Below are 18,949 nucleotides of genomic sequence, written 5' to 3'. Positions count from 1 at the left end.
TGTTGCACCGCTATCGGGGGCAAGCCCCCTCCCACATTGATTGCATTCCACATTTGGAATGCAATGGCTGGAATATATTTTGCTGTTGGATGTGATCGCTACGCTTGCCGTGGCGTCATTACTGGCTCAATTTAGCGGCATCGTCCCGGAAGACTCCAGACTTCATGTCATCGACCTCGTTCAAGCAGTCCATGCGGCGCCTGTGGGCCCTGGATAAATTCAGTTACAGCGTACGGGTATTCATCGCCCTCACCGGCAGCATGGCGCTGTGCTGGTATCAGGATGAAATGACCCTGCTGATCCCGCTGTTCCTGGGGATTATCGCCAGCGCCCTGGCCGAGACCGATGACAGCTGGCAAGGCCGCCTCAATGCCCTGGCGGTAACGCTGGTGTGTTTCAGCATCGCTGCGCTGTCGGTGGAGCTGCTGTTCCCTTATCCCTGGATTTTCGCCATCGCCCTGGCCCTGGCCAGTTTCTGCCTGACCATGCTCGGCGCCCTCGGCGAACGCTATGGCGCGATTGCGTCGGCCACATTGATTCTGTCGGTGTACACCATGATCGGCGTGGACCAGCGCGGGGGGGCCGTCACCGATTTCTGGCATGAGCCGCTGCTGCTGGTGGCCGGTGCCGCGTGGTACGGCGTGCTGTCGGTGCTGTGGCAGGCGCTGTTCTCCAACCAACCGGTGCAACAGAGCCTGGCGCGGTTGTTTCGCGAGTTGGGGCGCTACCTCAAGCTCAAATCGTCGCTGTTCGAACCGATCCGCCAACTGGATGTGGAAGCACGGCGGCTGGAACTGGCCCAGCAAAATGGCCGTGTCGTTGCGGCGCTGAATGCGGCGAAGGAAATCATCCTGCACCGCGTGGGCAATGGTCGACCGGGCTCGAAGGTCAGCCGCTACCTGAAGCTCTACTTCCTGGCCCAGGACATCCACGAGCGCGCCAGTTCGTCCCACTACCCTTACAACGCCCTGGCCGAAGCCTTCTTCCACAGCGATGTGCTGTTCCGCTGCCAGCGCCTGCTGCGCCAGCAAGCCAAGGCCTGCCAGACCCTGGGCGAGTCGATCCAGCTGCGCCAGCCCTTCATTTATGACGACAGCTTCGCCGAAGCCCTGGGCGACCTGAATGCCTCGCTGGAACACCTGCGCATCCAGAGCAACCCCGCGTGGCGCGGCTTGCTGCGCTCGTTGCGCGCCCTGGCCGCCAACCTGTCCACCCTCGACCGCCTGCTCGGCGACGCCAGCAACCCCGACTCCCTCGCGGATGCCACCGACAGCAACCTGCTGGACCGCGCCCCGCGCAACCTGAAGGAAATGTGGACGCGCCTGCGCACGCAGCTGACGCCGACGTCACTGCTGTTCCGCCATGCCTTGCGCCTCGCCCTGGCGCTGACCATCGGCTACGGCACCTTGCATGCCATTCACGCCTCCCAGGGCTACTGGATCATCCTCACCACCCTGTTCGTCTGCCAGCCCAACTACGGCGCCACCCGGCGCAAGCTCGGCCAACGGATCATCGGCACTGCCATCGGTTTGACCGTGGCCTGGGCGCTGTTCGACCTGTTCCCAAGCCCGCTGGTGCAATCGCTGTTCGCCATTGCCGCAGGCCTGGTGTTCTTTATCAACCGCACCACCCGCTACACCCTGGCTACGGCGGCGATCACGCTGATGGTGTTGTTCTGCTTCAACCAGGTGGGCGATGGCTACGGGCTGTTCCTGCCACGGCTGTTCGATACCTTGCTCGGCAGCCTGATCGCCGGCCTGGCGGTCTTCCTGTTCCTGCCGGACTGGCAAGGTCGCCGCTTGAACAAGGTGCTGGCCAACACCCTGACCTGCAACAGCATCTACCTGCGCCAGATCATGCAGCAATACGCGGCGGGCAAGAGCGACGACCTGGCTTATCGGCTGGCGCGGCGTAACGCCCACAACGCGGATGCGGCGCTGTCCACGACACTGGCCAATATGTTGATGGAGCCGGGGCATTTTCGCAAAGAGGCCGACGTAGGCTTCCGCTTCCTGGTGCTCTCGCACACCTTGCTCAGCTACCTGTCGGGGCTGGGCGCACACCGCGAGACCCAACTGCCGGCCGAAGTGCGTGAGCATCTGATCGACGGCGCCGGCAACAGCCTGGCAGCGAGCATCGATGAGATCGCCACTGGGCTGGCCAACAAGCAGCCGGTCGCGATTCAGAGCGATGCCGAGGAAGCCTTGGCGGCGGAACTGGAACAGATGCCGGATGAGATCGATGAAGGGCAACGGTTGGTGCAGACACAATTGGCATTGATCTGTCGGCAGCTGGGGCCATTGCGAACGCTGGCGGCGCATCTGATCAAAGATACTGCCGAAGCTTAAATCGCCATCGCAGGCAAGCCAGCGCCCACGTTGGAATGCGCTTACCTGTGGGAGCCGGGCTTGCCCGCGATGGCGCCCGCAAGAACACTACATCCCATGCGCCTTCATCAACCGCTCGTAACTGCCATCGACCTTCATCTTGGCAATCTCCCGGTCAAAGCTGGCGACGATCTCCTCATGCTCGGGGTTCTTCAGGCTCACTAGAATATGCAGGCTGTTTTCACTCAGTGGCTTGGGTAAAAACTCCACCGCATTGCGCACCCGCGCCGACTCGCGCGCCAGGTAGTAGCGGGCAACATATTCATCTTCCAGCGTCAGCCTTACGCGCTGCGCCGCGAGCATGCGCACGGCCATGGCGAAGTTATGCACAGGCACCTTCTGCAGGTGTGCATCCTGATCGAACGCCGCTGAATAGGCATACCCGCGCACCACGGCGATGGATTCGTCGTGCAGTTGCTCCAGGTCCTGATAGTCGATGGGATCATCGCGGCGCTTGATAAAGCGCACACGGTTAAGCAGGTATTCACCGGAAAACTGTCCCAGTTTGGTACGCGCATCGTCGTACCAGGCATTGATCAGCACGTCATAGCGGCCGTCGCCCACGCCCATCAGCGCCCGAGCCCAGGGCACTTGTTCAAAGTCACTGGCGTAGCCTGCGCGAGCAAGGGCCGTGCTGACGATATCGGTGGCCAAGCCGCCGTTGATCAAGGTGGCATCGGTAAAAGGCGGCCAGGCATCCGCCACCAGGCGCAGACGTTGTGCGACCGCAGGCTGGGCCAGCAACAACACTCCTATCAAAGCAACGGCACGAGAAAATCGCGGCATGCTTAAAGTCCTTGGCGGGCAGGCAGTGGCCTGATAACAGTAGCTCATCAATGAGCCTGCATTGCAGATTACACAAAGAAGCCAGCAGCGATTGCACTGAATGATGGCGAATTGACGCCATTCACAAAAACGCTCGATTTAGACAGGGGGGCCGCAGGCGCTTACTATCGACAACAGACATTAATAAGAGAGCACGCCATGACCGTTGAATGGGTCTGCAAACATCATGATGACTTGGGCAAGGAGCAGCTTTACGCGATTTTGCGCCTACGCAGCGAGGTCTTTGTCGTTGAACAGAAATGCGTTTACCCGGACCTCGACGGCCAGGATCTTTCGGGTGATACCCATCACTTGATGGCCTGGAAGGATGACGCGTTGGTGGCGTACCTGCGCTTGCTCGACCCGGAATCACAGGGTGGTGATGTGGTGATCGGCCGAGTGATCGTCGCGCCGGTGGCACGCGGCACCGGGCTGGGCCACCAAATGATGGAAGAAACCCTCAAGCGCATCGAAGATATCTGGCCTGAGACGCCGATTTTTCTGTCAGCCCAGGCGCATTTGCAGGGGTATTACGGGCGGTATGGGTTTGTGGTGGCGGGTGAGGAATACCTGGAAGATGACATTCCCCATATAGGCATGCGGCGCCAGTAAGGACGCCATCGCAGGCAAGCCAGCTCCCACAATCGACCGCATTCCAAGGGTTGTACGCGGTTAAAGGTGGGAGCTGGCTTGCCTGCGATGAGGCCAGAGCTGTCACCCGCCTGTCTCAGGGATACCCCAACACCTGCTTGATCGACGCCAGATTAGCCTCGATCCACCCCCGATCAATCGCCCCCCAGCGCCGAATCCGATAGTGCCCGGCATGATTGCGCGCGCCGTCTGCCTGCTCGAACTCACACACGATATCCAGGTCGGCCAACGCCGCAATCGTGTCCTGCGCTGTGCGCCGTGGCATGCCGGTGGCATCAGTCAACGCCGGGACACTGCTGGCCTGCCCACTGTCGATCAGGTACGCCACATACAGGCGGCGGTAAAAACTGCTTTTGGTCTTGCTCACATCCATGGTCGAAAGCCTTATGAGGTTAGGGCTTGCCCTGCAAGTCGCGATACGTGAGGTAAACCCGCAGGTCGAATTCCACCTGATGGTAGCCCGGCATCATGTATTCGCAGAGTTTGTAGAACGCCTTGTTGTGGTCCGATTCCTTGAAGTGCGCCAGCTCGTGCACCACGATCATGCGCAGAAACTCCGGCGCGGCCTCCTTGAACAACGCGGCGATGCGAATCTCTTTCTTGGATTTGAGATTACCGCCCTGCACCCGCGAAATCGTGGTGTGCAGGCCTAAAGCGCGGTGGGTCAGGTCCAGGCGGTTGTCGAACAGCACTTTGTCGATGGCCGGCGCGTTACGCAGGTGTTCCTGCTTCAAGGCCAGGGCATAGCTGTACAGCGCCTTGTCACTCTGCACCGCATGACGTTCGGGGTAGCGCTGCTCCAGGTAGGCGCCCAATTGGTCCTTGGCGATCAATTGGCGCACTTGCTCCTGGAGAGCTGCGGGGTAGGCCTGGAGGTATTTCAGCGCGGTCATGGAGTCTGCAACAGGGTTCGAATGGGCGCCAGTGTAGCGAATTCAAAGCGGCCGGGGGTGGGACCAGATCGCCATTTCCTCGGCCACCAGTGGCTGCGCCGCCCACGGCCCTTGAATACATGAGCAGCCATTGGCCCTGAGCCACTGGGATTGCTCCTGGGTTTCCACCCCCTCGGCGATCACCAACACATCAAAGTGCCCGCACAACTGGATAATACTGCGGGCCATCGCCGCATCGCGCACCGAGCCTGGCAGACGTGCCACCAGTTGCGGGTCCAGCTTGAGCGTGTCGAACTCCAGATCACGCAAATGGGCCAGCGAACACTGGCCCAAACCAAAGTCATCCAGGGCAATACGCACGCCGATCTGACGCAATAGTTTGAGCTGCTTGTGGGTTTCTTCAAGGTTGCTCATCAGGCTGTCTTCGCTGATCTCCACCTCCAACTGCCGCCCCTGCAACCCATATCGCTCAAGGACCTGCTGCAGTTGGCTCGCCAGGTTTGGCATGTTGAACTGGCTGCTGCTCAGGCTCACGCTCAGCACCAACTCGTCATCGAAGGTGGCTTGCCAGGCCCGACGCTGGGCGGCGACTTGCTGGTAGATCCAGGCGCTCAACTGGCTGATCAGCCGCGCCTCTTCCAGCAACGGTAAAAACAAGCCCGGCGGCACATCGCCGACGCTTGGGTGCTGCCAGCGCAATAGCGCCTCGACGCCGCGCAAACGGCCATCCTCCAGCGACACCTGGGGCTGGTAGACCAGGGCGAAATCCTTGTTTTGAATCGCGTTACGTACACTGTCTTCGAGCATCAGGCGCGAACGGGCACGGCCGTTCATTTCCTGATCGTAATAGCGATATTGCTGACGCCCTGCACGCTTGGCTTCGTACATGGCGATATCCGCCGCGCGCAGCAGGCCATTCAAGTCAGCGCCGCAATCCGGGAAGGTCGCAATACCAATGCTGACACCGAGCATCACGTCCAAACCATCGACTTGCTGACAGACAGACACTCGCTCGATCAGTTTTTCCGAAATCTTCGCCGCCTGCTCCGGAAACTCCAGCTCCAGCAAGGCGGTGAATTCATCCCCACCCATACGCCCGAGAATGTCGTAGGACCGCAGACACGCCTGCATTTGCTCCGAGACCCAGCGCAGCACCCGATCCCCCGCGTCGTGGCCCAGCGAATCGTTGACCCGCTTGAAGCCGTCGAGGTCCAGGTAGAGCAACACCAGCGACAGCCCATTACGTTCGCTGCGCAGCAAGGTGTTCTCTACTGCCTGGTGAAAGCCACGCCGATTCAGCAGCCCGGTCAACGGGTCGGTAACCGCCTGGAACTCCAGTTGCTGATGCAGGTGGCGCACCTCGGACATGTCCAGCACCGTCACCACCATAGCCTTCTGCTCGGCGGGCAGAGGCGCGCAGGACAAGGCCACCGGCACCTGCTGGCCGCGACCGGTGCGCAAAATAGCGTCGTGCTGTCGCCAGGTCTCGCCCTTGCGATAGGCCTCATACATCGGGAACCCCAACCAGGTGGGCACGTGGGGTTTTTGCAGGAAACTCAGAAAGCTCTCGCCCTGCAACTCGGCCATCGTGGCATTCAGCAACCGCGAAATGGCCGGGTTGGCGTACTGGATCACACTGGCCTCGCCCACCACCAGGATGCCCTCGGCGGCGTTGTCCAGCACCGAGGCATTAAAGGCCCGCGCGGATTCCAGGTCATGGCTCAGGCGCTGCAAGGCTCGGCGGTTGCGCTGGTGCTCCAGCAGGGCCTGGACCTTGGGCTTGAGAATATGCGGGTCGAAGGGCTTGAACAGGTAGTCGATGGCACCGCTGGCATAGCCTTCCAGCACGGCCGCAGAAGACTGGGCATGCGCGGTCAAAAAAATAATCGGTGTCATGCACGTACGCTGGCTGCCACGCATCAGGCGCGCCACCTCAAAGCCATCCATGCCGGGCATGCGCACATCCAGCAACACCAGGTCGACTTCGTGCGCCAACAGTAATTCCAATGCCTCCAGCCCTGAAGCTGCGGTCATCACTTGCCAATCTTCACGCTGCAAAAGCGCACGCATGCTGATGAGGTTTTCCGGGTAGTCGTCGACCACCAGAAGAACCGAACTGCCATCGCCGGGGTATGGAGCGCAATCCATGCTACGTCTCTTCCTTGAGGAGTTGCACCGGTTACTTCTGATATAAAAACCGGACAAACACTGAGGTCTCACTCTAGCCCCGGTTCCAAAAAAGCAGAAGTGACGCGGGTGCCATCATTGCGCCAAAGCTTAGGAAGCCGACTAACGGTAAGCCCCTACAGCCCACGGACCATGGGAAACATGGCTTTTTGGCATTCCTCTGACGCCAATAAATCGCCAGCAATTGTTTAACAACCTGACGATCAGCGCTTATAAAGAACCTGTAAGGCCCCCGGGCCAAAGCCGTCACCTCTGTAAAAGGCCAACACCATGATCGACCTTTCCACCTGGAACCTGAGCATTCCTGTCGGCTCCCCGCCCGCGACCATCGACACCCCGAAACTGCTGAGCGGCTTCAAGGACCAATATTTCCAGGCCGAAGGCAGCAACGTGCAATTCTGGACACCCGTGACCGGCACCCGCACCGAAAACGCCATCTACCCGCGCAGCGAACTGCGTGAAACCTACGCCGACGGCCGCCTGCGTAACTGGACTTACAACGAGGCCAACAACTTCCTGCGCGCCACCGTGACCGTCAACCAAGTGCCTTCAAGCGGCAAAGTGGTGATCGGCCAGATTCACGCGTATGACAGCCAGAAACCGCTGATCAAGCTGGAATACCAATTCAAGGAATCGACCCAGACCGGCAACATCGTCGCCAAAGTGCGCATGCGCCCGGATGATGGTGAGGGGCGCGTGGTCACCGTCGCCAGTAACGTGCCATTGGAGAAGAGCTTCACCTATGTGATCAACCTCAATAAGGCCGGCTTACTCAGCGTATCTGCCGCAGACGGCCAATGGAACGAGCGCATTGGCGCCGCGTGGGCTGCGAAGCCGCTGTACTTCAAGGCTGGGGTGTATGTGCAGGACAACAGTGGGAATAGCAAGGAAGGTGCACGCGTGACGTTTGCCAAGTTGGATATTGATCACGAGTAAGTGCCGTATCTCGCGTAGGCCTCGTCCTGTGACGCCACGGATTATTCGCTGACTCATCCAACCTTTTAAACACGCCTCAAATCCCTGTAGGAGCCGGGCTTGCCCGCGATGGCGGACTATCAGCCAGCCTGTCTGGTGGCTGACACACCGCGATCGCGGGCAAGCCCGGCTCCCACATTTGACCTTCATTGGCTGGGCCGCCGGGACGGGGCCTACAGGACCGTTGCGGCAAGCCAGATCGGCGCTTATAGTTCGCCCCGTCGCTGGCATTGACCGGCGATAGGGTTTCGCAGCCCTACAGAGTTAATTCCGCACCCGTCAAAACTGCCCTAGCGCTCCTGCCAATGGCCGTCTTGTTATGGCGGCTGTGCGTGGGAGACCTTCGGGTCTGCCGGGTCTTAACTCCTCGGTCTGCGAACCCGCGTACAGCTGCCACCCAATTTGTTTCGCAGCAAACGGTGGTCATTCTTCTCTCGAGTTAAGGATTCACCATGACCCAAAAACTGCCACCCCGTCGTTTCACCCCGTGCACCGAAACCGCCACCGATTACCCAGTGCTGCTAATCGACAGCGACGCCCCACTGCTGGACCTCCACGCCTGCCTGCGCGAACGCCTCAACGCCGCCCTTGAACACCTCAACCTGATGGCCTGCTCCAGCCTGCCGGACTTCGCCGAACGCGACCTGAACAACGTGGCCAACACTGCGCGCATTCTGGTCCAGGACGTGAGCGATGTGTTCAGGGTCATCGAGCACCGCGGTTTCGATACGCCTGACGCTGCCTGATCAAATCCCGGCCACAAAAAAGCCCGCAGCGCTGCGGGCTTTTCATTATCACATTATGCTTAGCTGACCCGGGGGCTCAACTGACTTTCCAGAATGACCAGCGCATGACCCTTCCCTTAATAACCATACACATTAAGGAACAACGATATCAAAGGGCGCAGGCGTGGAACTACAGATGGCGACAGCGTCCACTGGAGAAGTAGCACTTTTAAATCGATCATTTGGGTCTTTATAGACACTAACGCTATAGCCTAACTCGGTCCGCACCCCAGGCCGGAGAAAGGAAAGAATCTCATCAGAGAGCACCACAGAGTAGATATTGGACGCCGATACATTATTAAGCGTAGTACTCGTCACCTCAAAACTGTATAGAGGCAACCCGCCATTCCCACTCCCGTCCAAATACCAAAAGTTATAGGTAATGGAAATAACTGAACCCACGGTGTACTTCGCCCTATCAAAGGGAATCTCCACGACCAGCCCGCCACAAGAAGGATTGATACTCAGCGTATTACTCGGCTCTCGCCCTAACTTCTTCAACGGGGTCAAATTGATGGAGTTTCGAACATTCGTAAAAATATTCATAACGGGTAGCTTTTGCGGAGTGACCATGGCGTTTTCCTCGCAAGTGCATTGAGTTAGCTGCCTCAGAAAACTACGGCCATTTACACTGGCTAGCTACTGTGAGAAATCACAGTCCGCTAGGTCAATTCGAAATAATAGCCCGCGCTCCCCATTATATTTAAGCCACAAAAAAACCCGCATCACTGCGGGCTTCTTTTAAACGCTAAAGGCTTAGTTCACCTTGGCGTTCAACTCACCTTTCAAATACCGCTGGTACATCGCTTCCAACGAGATCGGCTTGATCTTCGAAGCATTGCCGGCAGTGCCGAACGCTTCGTAACGCGCGATACAAACATCACGCATCGCGGTTACGGTGGCGCCGAAGAATTTACGTGGGTCAAATTCGCTCGGGTTGGTGGCCATCAGGCGACGCATTGCGCCGGTGGACGCCAGGCGCAGGTCGGTGTCGATGTTGACCTTGCGCACGCCGTACTTGATGCCTTCGACGATTTCTTCAACCGGTACGCCGTAGGTTTCTTTGATGTCGCCGCCGTACTGGTTGATGATCGCCAGCCACTCTTGCGGTACCGAGGAAGAACCGTGCATCACCAGGTGGGTGTTAGGGATGCGTTTGTGGATTTCCTTGATGCGGTCGATGGCCAGCACGTCGCCGGTAGGTGGCTTGGTGAATTTGTAAGCGCCGTGGCTGGTACCGATGGCGATGGCCAGGGCGTCCACTTGGGTCTTCTTGACGAAGTCGGCCGCTTCTTCCGGGTCGGTCAGCATTTGGCTGTGGTCCAGCACGCCTTCGGCGCCGATGCCGTCTTCTTCGCCGGCCATACCGGTTTCCAGGGAACCCAGGCAGCCCAGCTCGCCTTCAACCGACACGCCGCAGGCGTGAGCCATGGCCACGGTTTGTTGGGTGACGCGTACGTTGTACTCGTAGTCGGTTGGGGTCTTGCCGTCTTCGCCCAGGGAGCCGTCCATCATCACCGAGCTGAAGCCCAGTTGGATGGAGCGCTGGCACACGTCAGGGCTGGTGCCGTGGTCCTGGTGCATGCACACCGGGATGTGTGGGAATTCTTCGATCGCCGCGAGGATCAGGTGGCGCAGGAACGGGGCGCCGGCGTATTTGCGGGCACCGGCCGAAGCCTGGACGATCACTGGGGAGTCGGTCTTGTCAGCGGCTTCCATGATGGCGCGCATCTGCTCAAGGTTGTTGACGTTAAAGGCTGGGACGCCGTAGCCGAACTCGGCTGCGTGGTCCAGCATTTGACGCATGCTGATAAGTGCCATTGTGTTGTCTCTCCCGATCGAGGGTCGTTAATCGTGCAAGCCTGCCGTAGCGGCGGCTGCTATTCAAGTTATTGCAGATCAAGGGGTTAAGGCTTGGCCTGCTGAATCGTTATTGCTGGCGTGGCCTTGTGCTGATACCACTGAAAAAGCCGATCAACGTGGGAGCTGGCTTGCCTGTGATGGGGGCAGATCAGACAACATTTATTTTGCTGACCCACCGCAATCGCAGGCAAGCCAGCTCCCACATTTAGATCTCATTTATCTTAAGCTCGTGTTCTCACTGGGCCTTGCAGCCACGCCCGATCAAATCATCGGTGGCGACCCAGTAAATCAGGCCTTCCTCACCTTTTGTGTGAAACGCCAACTGGTCGTTGCTGTACAGCACGCCCGAGGCGGCAACGTCTTGCTTAAGACGGTAAACCTGGTCCGAACCACCGAGGCGTACATCCACTTCGGAACGGGCCTGATTGGCAAAGCGCCAGTTGATCTCGGCCTTGCTGTCGCAAGTCCAGGTCGTCCACTTGTCCGCCGGCTCTGCCTTGTTGAACATGTTCATGCTGCTGCAGCCGGCCAACAAGGCCAATGCAGCCAGGGCGAATACGCCTTTCATTGCCAATCCTCGAACGGCGACCCGAAGGCCGCCACTGCTGTCGGTTAATTGATCAGACCGGTCACGGGCAACCCTGTTCCTGACCGTTGGGCGCAGCGTCGTATTTCTCCAGCCGCTCGTTGCCGATGCGCTTGTTGATCACCGGCATGGTCTCGGCTTGCCAGTCAGCCTGGTAGCAGCTCTTTTTCTGCCCCGGCGCACGCTCTGCCGGGTCAGGCTTAGCGCTTGGCGTGCTGCCGCAGCCGGCCAACAGGCCTGCTGCGATTACCAGTGCCAACGACTTGATCATGGGAATACTCCTTTTCCGGATCACGAGCCTTAGCCTTTGGCTCGGGTTTCCAGCACTTCAACGGCCGGCAGGACTTTGCCTTCGACGAATTCCAGGAATGCGCCGCCACCGGTAGAAATGTAGGAGATCTGGTCAGCAACGCCATATTTATCGATGGCCGCCAGGGTGTCACCGCCACCGGCGATGGAGAATGCCGAGCTTTCAGCAATAGCCTGGGCCAGGACTTTGGTGCCGTTACCGAATTGATCGAACTCGAACACGCCCACCGGGCCGTTCCACAAAATGGTCTTGGACGACTTCAGCAATTCAGCGAAGTTGGCCGCGGTTTGCGGGCCGATGTCCAGGATCATGTCATCGGCAGCCACGTCCGCGATGAGCTTGACGGTGGCTTCGGCGCTTTCGGCAAACTCCTTGGCAACCACCACATCCACCGGCAACGGCACGCTCACTTTTGCCGCGATGGCACGGGCGGTGTCGAGCAGGTCCGGCTCGTACAAGGACTTGCCCACCGGGTGCCCGGCTGCCGCCAGGAAGGTGTTGGCAATGCCGCCGCCAACGATCAACTGGTTGCAGATCTGGCTCAGGCTGTTGAGCACGTCCAGCTTGGTGGACACTTTGGAACCGGCCACGATGGCGGCCATCGGTTGCGCCGGAGCGCCCAGGGCTTTGCCCAGTGCATCCAGCTCAGCGGCCAGCAGCGGGCCGGCTGCGGCGACTTTGGCGAACTTGGCCACGCCGTGGGTCGAGCCTTCAGCACGGTGAGCGGTGCCGAAGGCGTCCATCACAAACACGTCGCACAGGGCCGCGTATTGCTGGGCCAGCTCGTCGCTGTTCTTTTTCTCGCCTTTGTTAAAGCGCACGTTCTCGAACAGCACGATGTCGCCAGGCTTGACGTCAACGCCACCCAGGTAGTCAGCCACCAGTGGCACGTCGCGGCCCAGGGCCTTGCTCAGGTAGTCGGCTACAGGCTTGAGGCTGTTTTCAGCGGAGAACTCACCTTCGGTCGGGCGACCCAGGTGGGAGCAGACCATCACGGCCGCGCCTTTTTCCAGGGCCAGCTTGATGGTCGGCAGCGAGGCCAGGATTCGCGCATCGCTGGTGACAACACCGTCCTTGACTGGGACGTTGAGGTCTTCGCGAATCAGTACGCGCTTACCTTGCAGATCGAGGTCGGTCATCTTCAACACGGTCATGGGTCGCAGTTCCTGAATTGGCTGATTTAAAGGGCTGATTTAGCAGAGGCGATGTGCAGATAATGGTCCGCAACATCCAGCATTCGGTTGGCAAACCCCCATTCGTTATCGAACCAGGCCAGGATGTTCACCAACCTGGGGCCGGAAACACGGGTCTGGCTGGCATCGACAATCGCCGAATGCGGGTCATGGTTGAAATCACAACTGGCGTGCGGCAACTCGGTGTAGGCCAAAAGGCCCTTGAGCGGGCCGCGGGTGGCGGCGTCGCGCAAAATCCGGTTGACCTCAGTGGCATCGGTATCGCTGACGGTTTGCATGGTGATGTCCAGGCAGGACACGTTCACCGTCGGCACCCGTACAGCTTTGGCCTGGATTCGCCCGGCAAGTTCCGGTAACAACCGTTCGATACCACGCGCCAAGCCTGTGGACACCGGAATCACCGACTGGAACGCCGAGCGCGTACGGCGCAGGTCTTCGTGGTGATAGGCGTCGATCACCGGCTGGTCATTCATGGCCGAGTGGATGGTGGTGATAGACACGTAATCCAGGCCAATCGCCTGATCCAGCAGGCGCAACAGCGGCACACTGCAGTTGGTGGTGCAGGAGGCGTTGGACACCAGCAGCTCATCGCCGGTCAGGCAATCCTGGTTGATGCCGTAGACGATGGTGGCGTCGACATCCGCCTCGCTGGCCATCGGCTGGGAAAACAGCACACGCGGTGCACCGGCGTCGAGAAAACGCTGGCCATCGGCACGGGTGTGGTAAGCACCGGAGCATTCCAACACCAGGTCGACGTCCAGCGCCGCCCAGTCGATGCCCTCGGGGGTGGCACTGCGTAAGACTTTTACGCAGTCGCCATTGATATGCAGACAATCACCGTCGACCCGCACTTCGCCGGGGAACCGGCCGTGAGTGGAGTCAAAGCGTGTCAGGTATTCGATGCTGGCCATGTCGGCCAAATCGTTGATCGCGACAATTTCAAACCCGGCCGCCGCCCCTCGCTCGAACAGAGCACGCAAGACGCAACGACCAATGCGGCCGTAGCCGTTGAGTGCAACTTTGTAGCGACGCGGTTGAGGCATGGGGTTCTCGATTACCTTGGGTAATAGGGTGGCTGTTAGATCGCTTTCGCGAGCAAGCCCGCTCCCACACTTGAATGGGTTCACAATTGCAACTGTGTGAACCCGATCAAATGTGGGAGCGGGCTTGCTCGCGAAGGCGTCAGTACAGCCACCTCAATCTACAGCCTTAGTCTTCCAGCAGCTCTTCAGCCTGACCCAGGATGTTTTCCAGGGTGAAACCGAACTCTTCGAACAACGCTGGCGCCGGCGCCGACTCACCGTAGGTGGTCATGCCGATCACGCGGCCTTCCAGGCCCACGTACTTGTACCAGTAGTCGGCGTGAGCCGCTTCGATGGCGATACGCGCGCTGACTTGCAACGGCAATACCGATTGCTTGTAGTCCGCGTCCTGGGCTTCGAACAGGCTGGTGCAGGGCATCGACACAACACGCACCTTGCGGCCTTGCTCGGTCAGCTTGTCGTAGGCCTGAACGGTCAGGCCGACTTCGGAACCGGTGGAGATCAGGATCAGCTCCGGCTCGCCAGCGCAGTCCTTGAGCACGTAGCCGCCACGGCTGATGTCGGCGATTTGCGCGTCGGTACGCACTTGGTGCTGCAGGTTCTGACGCGAGAAGATCAGCGCCGAAGGGCCGTCCTTACGCTCGATGGCGTGCTTCCAGGCCACGGCGGATTCGACCGCGTCGGCTGGGCGCCAGCAATCCAGGTTCGGCGTGGTACGCAGGCTGGTCAGTTGCTCGACCGGCTGGTGCGTCGGGCCATCTTCGCCCAGGCCGATGGAGTCGTGGGTGTACACATGGATCACCCGCTTCTTCATCAGCGCGGCCATACGCACGGCGTTGCGCGCGTATTCCATGAACATCAGGAAGGTCGCGCCGTAAGGCACCAGGCCGCCGTGCAGGGACACACCGTTCATGATGGCGCTCATGCCGAACTCGCGCACGCCGTAGTACATGTAGTTGCCACTGGCGTCTTCTGCCGAAACACCTTTGCAACCTTTCCACAGGGTCAGGTTGGAACCGGCCAGGTCAGCCGAACCGCCGAGGATCTCAGGCAGCAGCGGGCCGAAGGCATTCAGGGTGTTCTGGCTGGCTTTACGGCTGGCGATGGTCTCGCCCTTGGCCGCGACTTCGGCGATGTAGGCCGAGGCTTTTTCCGAGAAGTCGGCAGGCAGGTCACCGGCCAGGCGACGTACCAATTCGTTGGCCAATTCCGGGAATTCGGCAGAGTAGGCCGCAAAACGCTGGTCCCACTCGGCTTCGGTCGCCAGGCCTTTTTCCTTGGCGCTCCACTCGGCGTAGATGTCGGCCGGGATTTCGAACGGGCCGTGGTTCCACTTCAGCGCTTCGCGGGTCAGGGCGATTTCCGCGTCACCCAGTGGGGCGCCGTGGCAGTCTTCTTTACCTTGCTTGTTCGGCGAGCCGAAACCGATGGTGGTCTTGCAGCAGATCAGGGTCGGCTGCTCGCTTTTGCGCGCGGTGTCGATGGCGGTCTTGATTTCTTCCGGATCGTGGCCGTCAACGTTGCGGATCACTTGCCAGTTGTAGGCTTCGAAACGCTTCGGGGTGTCATCGGTGAACCAGCCTTCGACTTCGCCGTCGATGGAGATGCCGTTGTCATCGTAGAAGGCAATCAGCTTGCCCAGGCCCAGGGTACCGGCCAGGGAAGCGACTTCGTGGGAAATGCCTTCCATCATGCAGCCATCACCGAGGAACACATAGGTGTGGTGGTCGACGATGTTGTGGCCAGGGCGGTTGAACTGCGCGCCCAGCACTTTTTCAGCCAGCGCAAAGCCAACCGCATTGGCCAGGCCTTGGCCCAGGGGACCGGTGGTGGTCTCGACGCCTGGGGTGTAGCCGAATTCCGGGTGGCCCGGGGTGCGGCTGTGCAGCTGGCGGAAGCTCTTGAGGTCATCAATGGTGACGTCGTAGCCGGTCAGGTGCAGCAGCGAATAAATCAGCATCGAGCCGTGGCCGTTGGACAGCACGAAGCGGTCACGGTCGGCGAACGACGGGTTGCTCGGGTTGTGTTTCAGGTAGTCACGCCAAAGTACCTCGGCGATATCCGCCATGCCCATCGGGGCACCGGGATGGCCGCTGTTGGCTTTTTGCACGGCATCCATGCTGAGGGCACGAATGGCGTTGGCACGCTCACGACGGCTGGGCATCGCTGATCTCCTGGGGTTTGAATATAGAAACCGAAAAAAGGACCGGCATTTTCCCTCAGCCACCGCCTGCGGGCAATGACAGATAGTCACTTGACGGTGTTTTTCCTGCGCATTGCACGGCAATCGCTTGCAGAAACGCCCCACGGCTTCGTCTAGAGGTAATAGCGGCTGCTTATAACCGCCACTTATCGACCAATATCAAAACTTTTTGATATTGGCCTTGCAGGGATTTACACCCATCACTAGACTGCTGGCCTTATGAACCTACCCGTGCCCTCCCTGCGTCCCGACGACGGCGATGAGCTGGCTGCCTTATGCAAGGCCGCTGGTGATCCGTTACGCCTGAACGTACTGCGCGCACTGGCCAACGACTCCTTCGGGGTACTGGAACTGGCGCAAATCTTTGCCATTGGCCAGTCCGGCATGAGCCACCACCTCAAGGTACTGGCCCAGGCCGAGCTGGTAGCCACCCGCCGCGAAGGCAATGCGATTTTTTACCGCCGTGCCCTGCCCCACACCGAGCTGCTCGGCGGCAAGCTGCACAGCGCTTTGCTCGAAGAAGTCGACAACTTGAGCCTGCCGGCGGATGTGCAGTCGCGCATCGGCCAGGTCCACGGACAACGGGCCGCCGCCAGCCAGGACTTTTTCTCTCGGGTTGCCGAAAAGTTTCGCGCCCAGCAGGACCTCATCGCCGGTTTGCCGCAATACCGCGAAAGCGTACTGGCGCTGTTGGACAAGCTGAGCTTCAGTCATGAGGCGACGGCGCTGGAAGTCGGACCTGGCGACGGCGGTTTCCTGCCGGAACTGGCGCGCCGCTTTCAGCAGGTGACGGCGCTGGACAACAGCCCGGCGATGCTCGAACTGGCGCGCCAGCTGTGTGAGCGCGAAGCCCTGGGCAATGTCAGCCTGCAGTTGGCAGACGCGTTGAATGACACCAGCCTGCGGGCCGATTGCGTGGTGCTGAACATGGTCCTGCACCATTTCGCCGCCCCCGCCGACGCCCTCAAGCAGATGGCAAACTTGCTGCAACCCGGCGGTAGCCTGCTGGTCACAGATTTATGCAGCCACAACCAGAATTGGGCCAAGGAGGCCTGCGGTGATCTCTGGTTGGGTTTTGAACAGGACGATCTGGCCCGTTGGGCCACCGCTGCGGGACTCGTTCCCGGGGAAAGCCTCTATGTAGGTTTACGTAATGGTTTCCAGATCCAGGTCCGCCATTTTCAGCGGCCGGCTGGCGACACTCACCATCGGTAAATATCAGGAAATCATCGAGATGAGCGAATACTCCCTTTTCACCTCCGAGTCCGTGTCTGAAGGGCATCCGGACAAAATCGCCGACCAGATTTCTGACGCGGTGCTGGACGCCATCATTGCTGAAGACAAGTTCGCCCGTGTGGCGTGCGAGACTCTGGTGAAAACGGGCGTGGCGATCATCGCCGGTGAAGTCACCACCACGGCCTGGGTCGATCTGGAACAGATCGTCCGTGACGTCATCACCAAGATTGGCTACAACAGCTCCGACGTCGGCTTCGATGGCGCGACCTGTGGCGTGATGAACATCATCGGCAAGCAGTCCCCCGACATCAACCAGGGTGTGGACCGCGCCAAGCCTGAAGATCAGGGCGCCGGCGACCAGGGCCTGATGTTCGGCTACGCCAGCAACGAAACCGACGTGCTGATGCCGGCACCGATCACCTTCTCGCACCAACTGGTGCAGCGCCAGGCCGAAGCGCGTAAATCCGGCGTGCTGCCATGGCTGCGCCCGGACGCCAAGTCCCAGGTGACCTGCCGTTACGAAGGCGGCAAAGTCGTAGGCATCGACGCCGTTGTACTGTCGACCCAACACAACCCGGATGTGTCCTACGCCGACCTGCGCGAAGGCGTGATGGAGCTGATCGTCAAGCACGTGCTGCCTGCCGAGCTGCTGACCAAGGACACCCAGTTCCACATCAACCCGACCGGCCAGTTCATCATCGGTGGCCCGGTGGGCGACTGCGGCCTGACCGGCCGCAAGATCATCGTCGACAGCTACGGCGGCATGGCCCGTCACGGCGGTGGCGCGTTCTCGGGTAAAGACCCCTCCAAGGTTGACCGTTCCGCCGCCTACGCCGGTCGTTACGTGGCCAAGAACATCGTTGCGGCCGGCCTGGCCGAGCGTTGCGAAATTCAGGTTTCCTACGCTATCGGTGTGGCTCAGCCTACGTCGATCTCGCTGAATACCTTCGGCACCGGCAAGATCAGCGATGAAAAGATCGTCAAGCTGGTGCGTGAGATCTTCGACCTGCGCCCTTACGCGATCACCACCATGCTCGACCTGCTGCACCCGATGTACCAGGAAACCGCAGCCTACGGCCACTTCGGTCGTACCCCTGCGCAGAAGACTGTCGGCGACGACACCTTCACCACGTTCACCTGGGAAAAAACTGACCGCGCCAACGACCTGCGTACCGCTGCAGGCCTGTAATCACTCGCGGCACACAAAGCCCCGCAGGGTAAAACCTGCGGGGCTTTTTATTGGCCGGGTGATTAACCGGCTGATATTCACGTTTTTGGATCCAAAACCTTGCAGGCCAAATAGTGGCCCTCTAGAATCCGCGCCCTCTCGGGCGCTTCACCTTATTTGGATATTGCACTGCGCCAGCCCGGGACAGATAAGCGCGCAGGCAATCTTACATTGAGGTTTTTCATGCGCATCTCCACGCTCTTCCCTGCCGCCCTTCTGCTCAGCCTGTTCACCCTGCCGGCCCAGGCTGCCGACCTGAGCGCACTGGGTGGCGCCCTGAGCACCCAACTGGGCAGCAAGTCCGGTGATTGCCAGCAACAAGCCAAAGACCTGCAAACCAAGATCGATGCGGCCGAGGCCAAGAACGACATGCTGAGCGTGAAGGCTTTTAAAGCGGCACAAGAGCAGGTCAACAAAGGCTGTAACAAACTGGCTGAGTCCCAGGCCAAAGTCGACGCCAAGCAGCAAACACAGGAAGCCAGGGTGGATAAGAACGATACGGTGAAGGCCTTGGGCGGTCTGTTCAAGTAACTCGAAACACCCGGTAAAAAGCCCCGCAGCGTCGGGGCTTTTTTGTGGCCGTA

General features: G+C 59.7%; 18 protein-coding genes. 7 read left to right on the top strand and 11 right to left on the bottom strand.

The features are described from left to right. The first annotated feature begins 164 nt into the window (after positions 1–164). Positions 165–2,348, top strand: a complete 2,184-nt coding sequence (yccS, locus tag ACDZ94_RS10860) for a YccS family putative transporter (RefSeq protein WP_262666439.1) — start codon at positions 165–167, stop codon at positions 2,346–2,348. Between the two features lie 87 nt (positions 2,349–2,435). Here the strand turns inward: yccS and ACDZ94_RS10855 are convergent, their stop codons facing one another. Then, a complete protein-coding gene (locus ACDZ94_RS10855; RefSeq protein WP_064454482.1) occupies positions 2,436–3,173 on the bottom strand; it encodes a substrate-binding periplasmic protein in 738 nt (245 codons plus the stop codon). Positions 3,174–3,371: 198 nt separating this feature from the next. Here ACDZ94_RS10855 and ACDZ94_RS10850 point away from each other — a divergent pair, with 198 nt between their 5' ends. Next, the gene (locus ACDZ94_RS10850) at positions 3,372–3,824 is read left to right on the top strand and encodes a GNAT family N-acetyltransferase (protein ID WP_064454483.1); all 453 of its coding nucleotides are present in this window, start codon (positions 3,372–3,374) and stop codon (positions 3,822–3,824) included. A 115-nt stretch (positions 3,825–3,939) separates the two neighbouring features. Here ACDZ94_RS10850 and ACDZ94_RS10845 read toward each other — a convergent pair whose 3' ends face one another. From ACDZ94_RS10845 to ACDZ94_RS10835, 3 genes are read right to left on the bottom strand one after another with little or no spacing between them, the layout of a single operon-like run. After that, complete coding sequence (locus ACDZ94_RS10845) at positions 3,940–4,236, bottom strand: winged helix-turn-helix domain-containing protein (protein ID WP_064454484.1); 297 nt, start codon at positions 4,234–4,236, stop codon at positions 3,940–3,942. A 19-nt stretch (positions 4,237–4,255) separates the two neighbouring features. Then, the gene (locus ACDZ94_RS10840; RefSeq protein ID WP_064454485.1) at positions 4,256–4,756 is read right to left on the bottom strand and encodes a M48 metallopeptidase family protein; all 501 of its coding nucleotides are present in this window, start codon (positions 4,754–4,756) and stop codon (positions 4,256–4,258) included. Between the two features lie 42 nt (positions 4,757–4,798). Beyond that, positions 4,799–6,904, bottom strand: coding sequence for a putative bifunctional diguanylate cyclase/phosphodiesterase (locus ACDZ94_RS10835; protein ID WP_064454486.1), 2,106 nt, complete (start codon positions 6,902–6,904; stop codon positions 4,799–4,801). A 309-nt stretch (positions 6,905–7,213) separates the two neighbouring features. Here ACDZ94_RS10835 and ACDZ94_RS10830 point away from each other — a divergent pair, with 309 nt between their 5' ends. Further along, entirely contained in the window at positions 7,214–7,879 is a 666-nt protein-coding gene (locus ACDZ94_RS10830; protein WP_064454487.1) for a polysaccharide lyase family 7 protein, read from the top strand. Positions 7,880–8,370: 491 nt separating this feature from the next. Beyond that, positions 8,371–8,664: a fructose-bisphosphate aldolase gene (locus ACDZ94_RS10825; RefSeq protein WP_221295808.1), complete on the top strand. Its 294-nt coding sequence runs from the start codon at positions 8,371–8,373 to the stop codon at positions 8,662–8,664. A 132-nt stretch (positions 8,665–8,796) separates the two neighbouring features. Here the strand turns inward: ACDZ94_RS10825 and ACDZ94_RS10820 are convergent, their stop codons facing one another. The 7 genes from ACDZ94_RS10820 to tkt form a co-directional block, all read right to left on the bottom strand. Then, the gene (locus ACDZ94_RS10820) at positions 8,797–9,276 is read right to left on the bottom strand and encodes a hypothetical protein (RefSeq protein WP_432751444.1); all 480 of its coding nucleotides are present in this window, start codon (positions 9,274–9,276) and stop codon (positions 8,797–8,799) included. A 183-nt stretch (positions 9,277–9,459) separates the two neighbouring features. Beyond that, on the bottom strand, positions 9,460–10,524 hold the full coding sequence (fba, locus tag ACDZ94_RS10815) for a class II fructose-bisphosphate aldolase (RefSeq protein ID WP_003177554.1): 1,065 nt from the start codon (positions 10,522–10,524) through the stop codon (positions 9,460–9,462). Between the two features lie 277 nt (positions 10,525–10,801). Beyond that, positions 10,802–11,134 (bottom strand): MliC family protein, encoded by a 333-nt coding sequence (locus tag ACDZ94_RS10810; protein WP_064454490.1) that lies wholly within the window; start codon positions 11,132–11,134, stop codon positions 10,802–10,804. A 61-nt stretch (positions 11,135–11,195) separates the two neighbouring features. Next, positions 11,196–11,423: a hypothetical protein gene (locus ACDZ94_RS10805; protein WP_064454491.1), complete on the bottom strand. Its 228-nt coding sequence runs from the start codon at positions 11,421–11,423 to the stop codon at positions 11,196–11,198. A gap of 29 nt (positions 11,424–11,452) precedes the next feature. Continuing rightward, positions 11,453–12,616, bottom strand: coding sequence for a phosphoglycerate kinase (locus ACDZ94_RS10800; protein WP_259763350.1), 1,164 nt, complete (start codon positions 12,614–12,616; stop codon positions 11,453–11,455). 26 nt (positions 12,617–12,642) lie between these two features. Beyond that, a complete protein-coding gene (gene epd / locus ACDZ94_RS10795) occupies positions 12,643–13,698 on the bottom strand; it encodes an erythrose-4-phosphate dehydrogenase (protein ID WP_064454493.1) in 1,056 nt (351 codons plus the stop codon). A gap of 166 nt (positions 13,699–13,864) precedes the next feature. Next, positions 13,865–15,862 carry a transketolase gene (gene tkt, locus ACDZ94_RS10790; protein ID WP_432751443.1) on the bottom strand — a complete coding sequence of 666 codons (1,998 nt, stop codon included), beginning with the start codon at positions 15,860–15,862 and terminating at the stop codon, positions 13,865–13,867. 258 nt (positions 15,863–16,120) lie between these two features. On the opposite strand from tkt, the gene ACDZ94_RS10785 reads away from it, so the two are divergent. The 3 genes from ACDZ94_RS10785 (at position 16,121) to ACDZ94_RS10775 (ending at position 18,896) form a co-directional block, all read left to right on the top strand. Beyond that, on the top strand, positions 16,121–17,116 hold the full coding sequence (locus tag ACDZ94_RS10785) for an ArsR/SmtB family transcription factor (RefSeq protein ID WP_064454495.1): 996 nt from the start codon (positions 16,121–16,123) through the stop codon (positions 17,114–17,116). A gap of 19 nt (positions 17,117–17,135) precedes the next feature. Further along, positions 17,136–18,326 (top strand): methionine adenosyltransferase, encoded by a 1,191-nt coding sequence (metK, locus tag ACDZ94_RS10780; protein WP_064454496.1) that lies wholly within the window; start codon positions 17,136–17,138, stop codon positions 18,324–18,326. 222 nt (positions 18,327–18,548) lie between these two features. Beyond that, complete coding sequence (locus ACDZ94_RS10775) at positions 18,549–18,896, top strand: hypothetical protein (RefSeq protein ID WP_432751442.1); 348 nt, start codon at positions 18,549–18,551, stop codon at positions 18,894–18,896. Positions 18,897–18,949: the final 53 nt, after the last annotated feature.

Source organism: Pseudomonas sp. UBT (assembly GCF_050915955.1).
Classification (GTDB): Bacteria; Pseudomonadota; Gammaproteobacteria; order Pseudomonadales; family Pseudomonadaceae; genus Aquipseudomonas; species Aquipseudomonas antarctica_A.
This window is presented reverse-complemented; position numbering and strand designations above follow the sequence as displayed.